We start from the raw sequence: 13,315 nt of genomic DNA, 5'->3' as shown, positions 1-13,315 counted from the left end.
GGTGAATGCAAACCTCGCCCTTCTGGTATCATCCGCCAGATAAAAGAGAGGGAGGCCCAACCATGCAACGCGATGAGCACCCGGGGGTGAGGAGCAAGCTGCTCAGCAGTCATCAGCTCGCCAGGCTCCACACCTTCGAGGCGGCGGCCCGCCACGGCTCCTTTGCGCTCGCCGCCGACGAGCTCTCCTTGAGCCCAAGCGCGGTGAGCCACCGCATCTCGGCCTTGGAAGAGGCGCTCGGTTTTTTGCTGTTCCAGCGCTTTCACCGCAAGGTGGCCTTGACCACGGAGGGGCAGCGCATCTTCTGGGCCCTCACCTCCTCCCTGGAGTTCATCAATCAGGAGGTGCTGGAGATCAGGGAGCAGGCGCTGTCGGGCTCCCTGACGCTGCACTCGCGCCCCTCCATCGCCCAGTGCTGGCTGGTGCCAAGGCTCGCCGATTTTTCCCGTCTGCATCCTCACATCGAGCTCAACCTGCTGACGGGCAACGAGCACATCAACCTGCACGGCTACGGCATCGATCTGACCCTCAACTTCGATGCCAGAACCCCGACGGGCCTGGCCATCCACCCCCTGATGGATGAATACATGGTGCCGGTGTGCAGCCCGCAATACGCCAGCGACCACGGTCTGATGGGGGAGGTGAGGAATCTGCAGCAGTGCCGCCTGCTCCATGACAGGCAGGCCTGGGGCCTGGACACCGACAGCGACGAGTGGCGCACCTGGGGGAGTCACTGGCATCTCTCCCTGGAGGCTTGCGCGTCGCACATGGGATTTGATCGAGCGGATCTGGCGATCCTTGCCGCCACCCACCACGCCGGTGTCGCCATGGGGCGCAGGCAACTGGCAAGCCAGGCGCTGGCGAGCGGAGCGCTGGTGATGCCCTTCCCGGATATGGCGGTGCGCTGCGAGCCGCGTTATTACTTGGCGACCCTCCCTCACCGCCAGTGTCCCAAGATCCAGGCATTCATCCGCTGGATACAGGATCAGGCGCAAGGGGCATCCTGAAACGGGACCTGGTTTATTGTCCGCGAAGGTCATGGCCATGAGCGCACTATTTGTACAATAGGGGTCGGCACGGCTGCTAAATGACCTGGCGCAGAACGACGCGGGTAAGAGATAACACCGTGTGCAACGGATGAGGTGAACCAGAGATTAACCGGGGAAAATAGAAAATAAAGTCCGTGAGGGTATTCCCAATAAGTATCAGGCAGGGAATTAACCACGGTGAATAATGTCCATATGGTGTCAGTGCTCTGCCGGATGGTATAAAAACATTATGTTGTTATCCAATGGGCATGCTATTCTCAAATCGTGTTATCCCTGTGACATACAAAAATAATTCTGTGAGGAAGTAATGAACGAGTTTCTGAAGGTTCTGCTGAACATTCGCAGCTTGCGCGCTGCCATTCGTGAACTGCCGTTTGAGCAACTGCAAGAAGCGAAAGAAAAGTTTGACCTGGTATATAACGAGCGTGCCGAGTCCGTTGAACAGGAACGCGCCGAACAGGAAGAGCGTCAGCGCAAACTGAATGAATTCACCGAAATGCTGCAACAGGCTGGTATCGATCCCCGTGAGCTGATCGGCAGCGTGGCGGCTCCGGCTGCGGCGGGCACCACCAAGAGCAAGCGTGCTCCCCGTCCTGCGAAATACAAGTATCAGGAAGACGGTCAGGAGAAGACCTGGACCGGTCAGGGTCGTATGCCCAAGGCCATCGCCGAGCAAGTTGCGCTTGGCAAGGATCTGAACGATTTCCTGATCTGATCGCCGGATCCGATTCTCGATAATGCCGCCTGCAGGGCGGCATTATTATTTTCAGGGTTCAGATGATGTCGCAGTAAAACCCAATTGCGCAGGTTACTCCGGTTAATTGGAGAGCCTCGTCTGGAATAGCCATGACCATCATGTGCCCAATAAAGGTGGCGCATCATCTTCCACGCCACCTCGCCACTTATACGCACTGAGGACTCATACAGCCCGTGTATCTTCGTCCCTTGTGAGAAACGATCATGGATACCTGCTGTGACAGAATGAAATAGCGGCGGTGGATCCTCATCTGTACGCCTGAGCGGCCCGTCTCTTTTTCATGCTGATGCATGACGCCCACCGCCTATTAATTTATCCCCTCTATTTATGGTCTGTTTGACACCGCTCTTCTGCGATATATCCGCACGATGCCGGACAACGTGCGGATGAGGCAGACACCGATTGGTGGCAAACAAATAAACCGAATGCTAGATGACGGGTTGTCCGAGTTCAGACTGAACGGCGTGTGTGTATTTTCTCCGGGTGCGGCGACGGGCCTGGACCGCCTCTGCCAGCATGGCAAGCAGGTGTTCACTCTCTTCCCAGCAGAGGCAGGCATCGGTCACTGACAGACCGTATTGCAGCTCACCCAGAGGAGCCGGTTTCTGGTTACCTCCCAGCAAGAAGCTCTCGACCATGACGGCGGCGACGGCTTGGCTCCCTTCGCTCAGCTGGCGACAGAGATCTTTGGCGACCTTCAGCTGGTTCGTGTGCAGCTTCTGGCTGTTGCCATGGCTGCAATCCACCATCAGGCGAGGGGGGAGTCCCTGACGGGTGAGGCGGTCTGCTGCCTCCGCCACATCGCTCTGGTGGTAGTTGGGCAGGGTGCCGCCACGCAGAATGATATGGCCGTCGGGATTGCCTTCGCTCTTGATCACCACCATGCCGCCCTGGCTGCCGGGGGCGGTGAAGAGATGGGAGGCGGTACTGGCCTGGATGGCATCGATGGCGACCCGGATATTGCCGTCCGTACCGTTCTTGAATCCCACGGGGCAGGGCAGTGCGGAGGCCAATTGCCGGTGAACCTGAGACTCCGTGGTGCGTGCCCCGATGGCGCCCCAGCTGACGAGATCGGCGAGATAGAGAAAGCTGGTGGTGTCGAGGAATTCGGTGGCGGTGGCGAGCCCCAGTCCATTGATGTCGAGCAGCACCTGGCGTGCCAGATGCAATCCCCGATTGATGTCGTTGCTGCCGTCCAGGTGCGGATCGAAGACCAGCCCCTTCCAGCCCACCGTGGTGCGCGGCTTTTCAAAATAGGCGCGCATGACTATCTGAAGGCTGTCTTCATAGGCGGTGGCGAGCCGTGCCAGCCGTCCGGCATAGTCCAGGGCCGCGACGGGATCATGGATGGAGCAGGGGCCAATCACGACCAGCAGGCGATCGTCTTCACCTGCCAGGATCCGGCGTGCCTGATGGCGCTGGCTGTCGATGTGCCGGGCCATGTCGGCCGGACAGGGGTGCTGCGCCAGCAGCTCGGCAGGGGTGGGGAGCGCCTCTATGGCGAAGGCGCGCATGACCGAATTCAAAACTGCCATCTGGAGTTACCTTGCTGTGCATGTGTGCGATGGGGAACCCGTATGCGCCATCCCGTTGGGAGCAGACAGGTTCACGGCTCATCGCAGTTGTTGAGAATGATTGTCATTATCTTGGTGTTTGTCTCAAATGCAAGCGCAATGAAATCGCCAGGCGAAGATGGGGGGAGAGAGAACGATGGCGGGGGAACCGCAGCAAAAGCAGGCCGCTCCCCGAGGGAAGAAGCCCGCCAGTCACAAGATAAAGAGGGGGTCAGCTGTCCATCACGGCGTGCCTGTCCTGGTGGTAGGCGTCTTCATCCTTGCCGCTGCGCCAGTAGGGGACTGCGTAGACCCGCTGGCGCTCGGCATCCAGGGTGCGTCTGACGTGGCGGCGCAGCGGCACGACCAGGCTCTCTTCCCCGCCAAACCAGAAATAGCTCCCCTCTGCGACCATGGGCTGGGCGGTGAAATGTGCCACCAGGGTCGCGGCCTGTTCCGGATTGCCCACGAACCAGCGCAGGTCGACGCCGGCCGGCAGCGACAGATCCTGCACGTCGTCCTGATGGGGGACCAGCAGGGCGATATGGCCGAGGGCATGGGCTGGCATCACTTCCACCATGGCGCTGATGGCGGGCAGGGCGGTGAGATCCCCCGCCATGTAATAGTGCTCGGCCATTTGCAGCATGGGGTCGGGGCCGCCCGGGCCCGAGATGGCGAGCCTGTCACCCGGTTTGGCGTGCAGGGCGAAACGACTGGCGGGGCCGGCCTCGCCGTGCAGGGCGAAGTCGATGTCGAGCTCCAGCGCCTCCCGACGAAACGCACGTATGGTGAAGGTGCGAATGACGGGTTTCTGGGCGGGATCGAGCCAGCGAGGCCCCTTGTCGGTGGGGGTGGGCAACACTATCTCGCGCTGATCCGGTCGGGGCAGCATGATCTTGACATGAGCACCGCCACAGCTGAAGGGGTAGTCCACAAGCTCGGGGCTGGTCAGGCAGATTCGGCGCAGGTGCGGGCTCACATCCTGAACATGCTTGACGGTGAGCAGGCGGGGGCGATTGGCCGGGGCGGGTTGAGACATGGGCATACTCCTGGCTGATGATGGCGCCCATTCTTGATGAAATGAAAATTATTATCAATTGGTTTGTGGGCAGAATGGGTCGCGATTGACCTCCTCTGGATGTCCATCGCGATACCACACTCTCTGCCTGGGTCAGGTTCGATCGCTTCCCCCCAGCGCCCGATAGATGCCTGCCATGTTGTTGAGCTGGGTCTGCTGCTGTGCCAGCAGGGCGAGCTCGGCATCCCACAGGCGGTTCTGCTCATCCAGCCAGGGTTGTACCCCGGTGGCTCCGGCCAGGAAACGGGCGCCTGCCAGCCTCTCGGCCTCCCGGGCATAGGCCCTCTGCTGCTCCAGATAGCGCAGCCGCAGATCCCCTTGCTGACGGGCGGCCAGGCCATCCTCCACTTCCAGCAGCGCGGTATAGAGCTGCTTGCGAAATTCGGTTTCGGCAATCTGGTAGTCGATGTCGGCGCTGGCGATGGAGAGCTGGGTCTTGTTGTACTCGAGGAAAGGGAGCGCCAGCGTGGCGCCCAGGGTGCCAACCGGATTTTGCAGCACCTGGGTCAGGGTATCCGAGGTGGTGCTGGCACCGCCGGTCAGGCTCAGGGTGGGATAAAAGCCGGTGCGGATCTCGTCTCCCCTCGCAAGGGTCTTGCGAAGGCGCAGCTCGGCGGCCCGTACGTCGGGGCGCCGTGCCAGCACATCGGCGGGGATGCCGGCCGCCACGGACGGGATCGGGCCCATGATCAGGGCGTCGGGAGCGTCAGCGAGCGGCCCGCTGCTGCGGCCCAGCAGCAGGCGAAGAGCATTGCCCGCCTGTGCCCGCTGCTGGGTGAGGGTGGCGAGCTCCGCCTGCTTGCCCGCCTTCTGCTGGCTGGCCTGTACCAGATCGAGTCGGGTCACGGCGCCCGCCTCGTATTTGGCGCGGGTCAGGCGTTCAATGCGCTCCAGATTGGCCAGTTGCTGGGTGCCCAGGGTAATGGCCGAACCGAGGTAGGCCAGTTGCCAGTATTGCTCCAGGGTCTTGCCGATGAGCAGCAACCGGGTGGCGGCCAGATCCTGTTCGCTGGCCTGTGCCTCCCAGCTCGCCTGATCCCTTGCCGCGGCCAGTCTGCCCCAGAGATCCACTTCGTAGCTGAGGTTGAGGGAAGGGCCCAGGTTGCTGCTGGCGCTGCCATCTTTCATGTTCTTGGTGCCGCTGGCCCCGAGATTGGCGCTGACCGAGGGGGTGAGGTTGGTGTCAGCCAGATCGGCGCCGAGCAGGGCATTCTTGAGCTTGAGCCCGGCCACCCGCATGTCCGGGTTGGCGGCCAGCACCGCCTCGACCAGGCGATCGAGCGCAGGATCCTGGAATCCCTGCCACCAGGGGCCTGCCTGTTGAGCGGTGAGACCCCGGCTCTCCTGCTGCCATGCTGGCGCCACGTCGAGATCGGGTCTGTGATAGGTGCTCTGCTGGCTGCAGGCACCGAGGCTGGCGGTGAGCATCAGGCTTAGCCCGAGCCTTGATAGGTTGTGCATCGTCATTCCCTCGCCAGTGCCTCCACCGGATCGAGCCTGGCCGCATTGCGGGCGGGCAGGTAACCAAACAGGATCCCGATGAGGGAGGAGCACCCGAAGGCCATCAGGATGGAGAAGAGCGAGAAGCGCATCTGGAAGCTTTCCACGAGCAGGGAGAAGAGAGCGCCGATGAGCAGGGCGAGGCCGATACCGAGCAGCCCCCCCAGCAGGCTGACCATCACCGCCTCGATGAGGAACTGTTGCAGTATGTCGGACTGGCGGGCGCCGACGGCGATGCGGATCCCTATCTCCCGGGTGCGCTCCACCACCGAGACCAGCATGATGTTCATCACCCCGACGCCCCCGACGATGAGGGAGATCACCGCGATGGCGGAGACCAGCAGTGTCAGGGTGGCGGTGGTCTTCTCCACCGATTTGACGATGCTGTCGCTGCTGAAGGTGAAGAAGTCCTTCACGCCGTGGCGCTGGGTCAGCAGGGCGACTGCCGCCTGCTCGGCCAGGGCGGGCTGGACGCCGTCTTTGACCCGGATGGTGATCTGGGTGAAGTGCTGCTGGGAGAGGAGACGGCTCATGACGGCGCTGTAGGGGAGCCAGACATTGACCGACTGGCTGCTGCGGCCAAAGCCGGTCTCCTGGGTGACCACCCCCACGATGCGTACCGGCAGGGTGCCGACCAGCACCACCTGGCCGACCGGGTCCACCTTGCCGAGCAGGCTCTCTATGGTCTTGCCATCCACCACGGCGACTGCGGTCCGGTTGCGAATGTCACGCTCATCGAGCAGGCGCCCCTGGGTGAGCGTCATCCCCTTGACCCGGAAAAAGTCGTTGCCGACCCCGATCACGCTGCCGCTGCTGGTCTTGTTGCGATAGCGAAGCTGGCCCGACGTCGCTATCTGGGGGCTGGCCCCCTCCAGATAGGGCTGGCCGAGCAGCGCGTCGAGATCCCGCTCGTTCAGGGTCTGGATACTGGCGGCCTTCTCGTCTCCCCAGTCCTTGCCGGGGAAGATGTCGATGGTGTTGGTGCCCATGGCGTTGATGTCGTCGATCACCTTGGCGCGCGCCCCCTGACCCAGCGCCACCACGCTGACCACGGCGGCGATGCCGATGATGATGCCGAGCATGGTGAGGAAGGTGCGCATGCGATGGGCCAGCATGGCGTGCAGGGCCATGCGCCCCGCCTCCCGGTAGCGATCCCAGCCCCGGCTTGCGGTGCGGACGGCGGCGCCTGTTCCCTGTGCATCTTGCCCGACAGGGGGAGGGGGCAGCTGGCTGCCATCACCTGGCAGCGGGTGGGCCCGCGCCCTGGATGGGGAGGCTGCGTTGTCATCGGCCGCCCGATGGCCGCTGTCCTCCACTACCCGCCCGTCACGCAGGGTGATGATGCGATCCGCATGGCTTGCCACCGCCATGTCGTGGGTCACCAGAATGATGGTGTGGCCCTGGGCGTGCAGCTCCTTGAGGATGGCCATCACCTCTTTGCCGCTCTGGCTGTCGAGAGCGCCGGTGGGTTCGTCCGCCAGGATCACCTCGCCGCCGTTGGCGAGCGCCCGGGCAATACTGACCCGCTGCTGCTGACCGCCGGAGAGCTGGCCGGGTCTGTGGTGGCTGCGATCCTGCAGTCCCAGGCGGGTCAGCAAGGTGCGGGCTCGGGCCTGGCGATCAAGGCGGGCAGTGCCGGCATAGATGGCGGGGATCTCCACGTTGGCGGCCGCGTCCAGATGGGGCAGCAGGTGATAGCGCTGGAAGATGAAGCCGAAGTGGTGGCAGCGCAGCCGTGCCAGGGAGAGGGCATCCAGGGTCGCGGTATCCTGGCCGCGAAACAGATACTGGCCGCCGCTCGGGCGATCGAGGCAGCCCAGCAGGTTCATCAGGGTCGATTTGCCGGAGCCGGAGGCGCCGACGATGGCCACCATCTCCCCGGCATCGATGGCGAGATCCAGCGGGTGCAGCACGGTCACTTCGTGCTCTCCGCTCTGGTAGCGCCGCTCGATGCCCTTGAGACGGATCAGGGGCTCGCTCACGGCTCCATCTCCCCTTCATCGTGCAGGGCCGGCTTGCCTTGCTCCAGGATCACCTTCTCATGCTCGATCAGGCCGCTCACCACCTCAATCTTGATGTCATCCTTCATGCCGGTCTTGATGCGGCGGGTCTCTCTCTGATCCCCCTCCTTGAGCAGGCTGACCTCGTACTCGTTGTCGCCAGTCTTCTTGCCGAGGGCGGTCTGGGGAATGGCCAGTACCTGCTTGCGCTCGCCGAGCACGATGGTGACCTGGGTCGTCATGGCGACCCTCAACTGATGGCCGGGGTTGGGCACATCGAACAGGGCATAGTAGTAGATGGCCGCATTGCTGGTGGCCGTGGTGCTGGCCGTCTGCTCATTGATGTTGGTGGGTGCCAGCTCGACCGTGCGAAGGGTACCGTGGTAGCGAGTATCCGGATCCCCTATCAGGGTGAAATAGACCGGCATGCCCGCCTTGACACGGGTGACGTCCGCTTCGGAGATCTGGGCCTTGACCGTCATGGTGTCGAGATTGGCGAGCTTGAGCAGGGTCGGTACCGTCTGGCTGGCGGCCAGGGTCTGCCCCTGCCGGGTGACGATGGAGACGACGGTACCATCCATGGGGGCCTGAATGCGGTTGTAGCCGAGCTCTGTCTTGGCGCGCTCCACCTTGATGATGGCGTTGTCGATGTCGGCCTGGGCGCTTTGCAGCTCGGCCCGGGTGACGGCAAGCTGGGCTTCGGCGCTCTCCAGATCCGCACGAGAGCTCGCTTCCTGCCGAAACATCTGCTGCTGGCGGCGCCAGGCAAGCTCGTTCTGTTTGAGCTGTGCCTGCTTGATCTTGAGCTGGGCGCGGCGGCTGGCCAGCTCCGCCTCGGCGGTCTTGAGGTTGTTCTGGGCGATCAGGGGATCGATCTCCGCCAGCAGCTCTCCTTGTTTGACCTGTTGACCCGCTTCCACCGCGAGATAGGTGACCTGACCCGAGACCTGAGCCCCCACATCCACCTGCTCGATGGCCTGCAGTACGCCACTGGCGAGCACCGTCTGCTCCACATCCTGTCGGGTAACCGTTGCGGTCAGTACCGGGTCCGGTGTGTTGCCCGGCCAGGCCAGCCAGGTGACGAGAGGGATCAGCACAAGGGCGAGCAGGGCGAGCTTGCCGGGTTTTCGAAGAGCTTTCATTTATCACCTGAACGAAACGAGCGAAGGCGTGCAAGGGCCATATCGTGCAGCAAATGGCCCTCAAAAAGAAGCGAGCAATGTGTAAGAAATCGTGTGGTTCTGGCGGTGACGCAGTGGAGGAGGTCAAGCTGGGGGAGGATGACGGCGGGGCGTCAGAAACAAGAAGACCCGCTCAGGGAGCGGGTCTTGTGGTGTCAACCGACGGCTTTGAGCAAGGCGGCGTGAGGCTCGTGGCAGATCTGGATATCGAGGGGCAGTTTGTAGAGGAGCAGGCGGGCCAGCGAGCCCTCCATCCAGTGATGACGGCTGCCGACCAGCAAGAGGTCGGCGGGGTGGGCGGTCAGCCAGCGCTGGAGATCCGGTACCACGTCATCCACCACCAGGCACTGGTAATCCACCGGATGAGACAGCTGGGTGATGAGTTCACTGATGATCGCCTTGGCATCCAGGGTGCCCTGGGGGCTGCGCTCCTCTTGTGACAGGGACAGACTATTGCGACGGGTCTTGCTGCTGTGGGTCAGGTGCAACAAGGTCAGGTTGGCGCCCAACCCTTGTGCCAGACGGCTCGCCTTGGCCAGTGTCTCCTGCTCGTAATCCTTGCCTTCCAGCAACAGCACAATATTGGTCGGGCTCATAAGCAGTTCTCCTTGGCAGGTGCGGGTCAGACGGCGGAAGCGCGCTCCCATCCTCCCTTCCCGCGAAATGTCAGCTCAAACGAACCCGGTGTGTTTGCATCAAGCGTCACATTCTGTCGATGGCAACTGAAGGTACCGAGTCCGTTTACATCATCATAACAGACTGAGTTGAATGGAAAATGAAGGAGTGGGGCCGTTCGATATATGAATGAGTGCAACGAAGATGAGTGGCGTCCTGACCATGGCGATGGAAACCCGACTGGGTGATGACCAGGCTGGCAGGTTCAGACTGAGCATCAAGACACGTGCCGCGGATTAGCCAGGGCAGCCCCTCGTTCTTGCTTGCGGCTCACGGCATAGGTCAACCAGGCCGGCGCCGTCGGCAAGAGGTTTCAACTGGCCAGCGCGATGATGGCACGGTCAATCTGAAGGGGCCGACATGGACGGGAGGGCATCCCTCCCGCCCCGTGGTCAGCTTGCGAGCAACTCACGGGCGTTGGCCAGGGTGTTGTCGGTGATCTGATCGCCCCCCAGCAGGCGGGCCAGTTCGTTGAGCCGGGCACCCGGGGTGAGCGCCTGCATCTGGGTTTCCGTTGTCTTGCCGTCGGTGTGTTTGCTCACCACCATGTGCTGGTGACCCTTGCCTGCCACCTGGGGCAGGTGGGTGACCACCATCACCTGGGTGGATTCGCCGAGCTGGCGCAACAGGCGGCCCACCACGGCGGCGGTCGGGCCGCTGATCCCCACATCCACTTCGTCGAAGATAAGGGTCGGGGTGGAGATCTTGCGTGCACTGATCACCACGATGGCGAGGCTGATACGCGACAGCTCGCCGCCGGAAGCCACCTTGCCAAGGGGTTGGATGGGCTGACCCGGGTTGGTGGTGACCATGAACTCCACCCGATCGATGCCAAGGGGCGAGAGGCTGCTCTGGGCATCGGGTCGCACCTCGATGGCGAAGCGGCCATCTGGCATCGCCAGTTCGTGCATGCTGGCGCTTACCTTTGCGCCCAGCTCCTCGGCATAGCGCTGGCGGCTCTGGCTCAGGGCCTCGGCGGCCTGCACGAAGGCCTGGCGGGCCGAGGCCAGCTCGTCTTCCATCCCCTCCAGGCGTTCCTCGTCGGAGTGCAGGCGGGCCAGATCGGCGGCCAGCTCCTGATGGTAGTGGGCCAGCTCCGCCGGTTTGACATGGTGCTTGCGTGCCAGGTTGATGGCCTTGGAGAGGCGGCTCTCCAGCTCGTTGAAGCGCTCTGGATCCAGTTCCAGCCGGTCGAGATAGCTGCGCAGCTCGCTGTGGCTCTCCTGTACGCCGATCAGGGCTTCGTTGAGCATGCCGAGCACGTTGCCAAGCCGGCTGTCCATGCCGACCAGGGTCTCGGCCCTGTCCACCGCCGTCTGCAGCAGACCGGCGATGGTGGTCTCTTCATTGTCATAAAGCAGATCGAGGCAATACCCGCACTCCTGCATCAGCTCGGTGCCATTGGCGAGCCGCTGATGCTCCTCTTCAATCTCTTCAAACTCTCCCGGCTGAAGGGCAAATTCGTCCAGCTCCTGCACCTGGTATTCGATGAGTTGACGGCGGGCTTCCCGCTGCTGCTGCTCGGCCTTGAGCCGGTTGAGCTCGTTTTGCAACTGGCGCCACTGCTGGTAGTGGCGGCGTACATCGTCGAGGAGCAGATGATGACCGGCGTAGCCGTCCAGCAGGGCGAGCTGGTAATCGGGTTTGAGCAGCATCTGGTGAGCGTGCTGACCGTGGACGTTGACCAGCAGTTGACCCAGGTTCCTGAGCTGGGCGAGGGGGACGGGAACCCCGTTGATATAGCTGCGAGAGCGCCCCTCGGCGGACAGTACCCGCCGGACGATGCACTCACCGTCATTTTCAAGCTCGTTGGTGGCGAGCCAGGCCCGGGCGGCAGGATTACCCTCCAGCAGGAAGCGGGCACTCACCTCGGTCTTGTCGCTGCCCGGGCGCACCATGCTGGCTTCGGCGCGCTCCCCCAAGCACAGCCCCAGAGCATCGATGGCGATGGATTTGCCCGCCCCGGTCTCCCCGGTGATGCAGGTCATCCCCGGTTGCAGATCGAGCTCGAGAAACTTGACGATGGCGAAGTTGTTGACGGTCAGCTGGGTCAGCATGGTCTCATCCTGTATGGGTCAACATTACTGTGTATGCATCCAGTATATACTGGTCTTATATACAGTAAAGTGGGCAGGGAGGATTTTTGCGAAACAGGGGGAGGGCAAGGATGTCAAGGCCGCGGCATGGGTGTGACGCCGATCAGATGGCCTGCAAAATCAACCTGCGTACCTGGCATGGGCTGAGGCGATACGAGAAGCCACCTTGAGGGGCTCTCTTGTGGTGAGTGGCTGGCTGAGACACACTCGAAACAGTCCTGGTTGAGCCTGGGCTGTGTACAGACCTCTTCGCAAGGATGCGTCACGATGATCCATACCCCGACCCTGCTGCTGATCTCCCTGGCAATCAACCTGATGTCGGGGCTGATCATGCTGTTCATCCACTCCCTGAAGCCGGGTCGAGGCAACTTTCTGTACTGGCCCCTCTCCGCTTTTCTCTTCTCCCTCTCCATCCTGCTGCTCAGTCTGGGGGTATTGGGAGGGTATCCGGCGCTGGGCATCCGGGTCGGCGGCCTGGTCTCGCTCATGAGCATCCTGCTGTTGCTCGCCGGTTTTTGTGCGCTTTACGAGCGCGCATGGCATCCCCGTGCCGTGAGGGGAGGCGTGGCGGTGTTGCTGCTGCTCTATCTGGGATTGTCCAGCCTCGCCCCCGTGCGCATTGTGCTGGCTCTGATGGAGTCGATGTTGTACCTGTGGTGCGCCTGCCTCATCGTCTCTCTCGGCCGGCAACAGAAGCGGGTGCTCCATGTGGTGGCGCTCATTTACCTGCTGCATTTCACCATCCTGCTGAGTCAGGGGGGGCTGCTCTTGCTGGGAGCCGAAGGGCGGATGGGAGACGGAGGTTGGCTCGATCTCATTTTCTTCATGCACATGGTGCTGACCATCGGCTCGGTGTTGCTGCTGCCTCTGGTGGCCTATGTGGAGACGGAGGAGGCATTGCTGGCGCTCTCGGAGCGGGATCCCCTCACCGGGGTGCTCAATCGGCGCGGTCTCTTCAGGCAGGGAGAGGGGGCTACGCCTGGCCAGACGCGCTGCGTGGTGGTCCTGGACATCGATCACTTCAAGCGGGTCAACGACCAGTTTGGTCACGGCTGCGGGGATGAGGTCATTCGCTATGTGGCCGGGGTGCTGGTGGCCGAGGTACGCAAGGATGATCTGGTGGGGCGCATCGGTGGCGAGGAGTTCGCCATCATCATGGGGGGCGTGAGCGGCCAGATGGCCCGCGACATCTGTGACCGGATCCGCCGCCAGATAGAGACGGGCTCCCGGCAGGGGGCCTGCCTGCCGTGCGAGGGGGTCACGGTGAGCATTGGGGTTGTGTGCGCCAGTGCCGAGGCTGACCTGGCACTGATGCTGACCAAAGCCGATGCTGCCATGTACCGGGTGAAGGAAGCGGGGCGAAACGGGGTGCATCTGGCATTCGAGCCGGCACTGCCTCGGCTGGTCGAAAGCAGCGAGGGGTAGA

General features: G+C 62.6%; 10 protein-coding genes. 3 read left to right on the top strand and 7 right to left on the bottom strand.

The genetic code is table 11. From position 1 onward, the window contains the following. Window positions 1-62: 62 nt before the first annotated feature. On the top strand, window positions 63-1,007 hold the full coding sequence (dsdC, locus tag AB5Y50_RS12795) for a DNA-binding transcriptional regulator DsdC (protein ID WP_139737554.1): 945 nt from the start codon (window positions 63-65) through the stop codon (window positions 1,005-1,007). Between the two features lie 349 nt (window positions 1,008-1,356). Next, on the top strand, window positions 1,357-1,764 hold the full coding sequence (locus tag AB5Y50_RS12790) for an H-NS family nucleoid-associated regulatory protein (protein ID WP_010673634.1): 408 nt from the start codon (window positions 1,357-1,359) through the stop codon (window positions 1,762-1,764). Between the two features lie 470 nt (window positions 1,765-2,234). Here the strand turns inward: AB5Y50_RS12790 and AB5Y50_RS12785 are convergent, their stop codons facing one another. The 7 genes from AB5Y50_RS12785 to recN all read right to left on the bottom strand — a co-directional run bounded on the left by AB5Y50_RS12785 (window position 2,235) and on the right by recN (window position 11,850). Then, the gene (locus AB5Y50_RS12785; RefSeq protein ID WP_368162939.1) at window positions 2,235-3,341 is read right to left on the bottom strand and encodes a 3-deoxy-7-phosphoheptulonate synthase; all 1,107 of its coding nucleotides are present in this window, start codon (window positions 3,339-3,341) and stop codon (window positions 2,235-2,237) included. A gap of 250 nt (window positions 3,342-3,591) precedes the next feature. After that, window positions 3,592-4,398 carry a siderophore-interacting protein gene (locus AB5Y50_RS12780; protein WP_042014253.1) on the bottom strand — a complete coding sequence of 269 codons (807 nt, stop codon included), beginning with the start codon at window positions 4,396-4,398 and terminating at the stop codon, window positions 3,592-3,594. A 132-nt stretch (window positions 4,399-4,530) separates the two neighbouring features. Beyond that, window positions 4,531-5,904, bottom strand: a complete 1,374-nt coding sequence (locus AB5Y50_RS12775; RefSeq protein ID WP_223930612.1) for an efflux transporter outer membrane subunit — start codon at window positions 5,902-5,904, stop codon at window positions 4,531-4,533. Next, window positions 5,901-7,919 carry a MacB family efflux pump subunit gene (locus AB5Y50_RS12770; protein WP_223930613.1) on the bottom strand — a complete coding sequence of 673 codons (2,019 nt, stop codon included), beginning with the start codon at window positions 7,917-7,919 and terminating at the stop codon, window positions 5,901-5,903. The genes AB5Y50_RS12775 and AB5Y50_RS12770 overlap by 4 nt, the downstream gene beginning before the upstream one ends. Further along, complete coding sequence (locus AB5Y50_RS12765; RefSeq protein WP_223930614.1) at window positions 7,916-9,079, bottom strand: efflux RND transporter periplasmic adaptor subunit; 1,164 nt, start codon at window positions 9,077-9,079, stop codon at window positions 7,916-7,918. The genes AB5Y50_RS12770 and AB5Y50_RS12765 overlap by 4 nt, the downstream gene beginning before the upstream one ends. A gap of 194 nt (window positions 9,080-9,273) precedes the next feature. Further along, the gene (locus AB5Y50_RS12760; RefSeq protein ID WP_041213254.1) at window positions 9,274-9,714 is read right to left on the bottom strand and encodes a universal stress protein; all 441 of its coding nucleotides are present in this window, start codon (window positions 9,712-9,714) and stop codon (window positions 9,274-9,276) included. Between the two features lie 471 nt (window positions 9,715-10,185). After that, entirely contained in the window at window positions 10,186-11,850 is a 1,665-nt protein-coding gene (recN, locus tag AB5Y50_RS12755; protein ID WP_113978194.1) for a DNA repair protein RecN, read from the bottom strand. Between the two features lie 306 nt (window positions 11,851-12,156). Between recN and AB5Y50_RS12750 the strand changes: the two genes are divergently transcribed. Further along, the gene (locus AB5Y50_RS12750; RefSeq protein ID WP_223930615.1) at window positions 12,157-13,314 is read left to right on the top strand and encodes a diguanylate cyclase; all 1,158 of its coding nucleotides are present in this window, start codon (window positions 12,157-12,159) and stop codon (window positions 13,312-13,314) included. Window position 13,315: the final 1 nt, after the last annotated feature.

Source organism: Aeromonas sp. s6, from assembly GCF_040907815.1.
Lineage (GTDB): Bacteria > Pseudomonadota > Gammaproteobacteria > Enterobacterales > Aeromonadaceae > Aeromonas > Aeromonas caviae.
Note: the sequence above shows the minus strand (reverse complement) of the source record. Positions and strands in the feature narration are given on the sequence as shown.

What these genes read in the sequence shown, in the direction of transcription:
- recN (WP_113978194.1), bottom strand. Translation starts at nt 11,850, where the DNA reads ATGCTGACCCAGCTGACCGTCAACAACTTCGCCATCGTCAAGTTTCTC.
- dsdC (WP_139737554.1), top strand. Translation starts at nt 63, where the DNA reads ATGCAACGCGATGAGCACCCGGGGGTGAGGAGCAAGCTGCTCAGCAGT.
- AB5Y50_RS12785 (WP_368162939.1), bottom strand. Translation starts at nt 3,341, where the DNA reads ATGGCAGTTTTGAATTCGGTCATGCGCGCCTTCGCCATAGAGGCGCTC.
- AB5Y50_RS12760 (WP_041213254.1), bottom strand. Translation starts at nt 9,714, where the DNA reads ATGAGCCCGACCAATATTGTGCTGTTGCTGGAAGGCAAGGATTACGAG.
- AB5Y50_RS12790 (WP_010673634.1), top strand. Translation starts at nt 1,357, where the DNA reads ATGAACGAGTTTCTGAAGGTTCTGCTGAACATTCGCAGCTTGCGCGCT.
- AB5Y50_RS12765 (WP_223930614.1), bottom strand. Translation starts at nt 9,079, where the DNA reads ATGAAAGCTCTTCGAAAACCCGGCAAGCTCGCCCTGCTCGCCCTTGTG.
- AB5Y50_RS12775 (WP_223930612.1), bottom strand. Translation starts at nt 5,904, where the DNA reads ATGACGATGCACAACCTATCAAGGCTCGGGCTAAGCCTGATGCTCACC.
- AB5Y50_RS12780 (WP_042014253.1), bottom strand. Translation starts at nt 4,398, where the DNA reads ATGTCTCAACCCGCCCCGGCCAATCGCCCCCGCCTGCTCACCGTCAAG.
- AB5Y50_RS12750 (WP_223930615.1), top strand. Translation starts at nt 12,157, where the DNA reads ATGATCCATACCCCGACCCTGCTGCTGATCTCCCTGGCAATCAACCTG.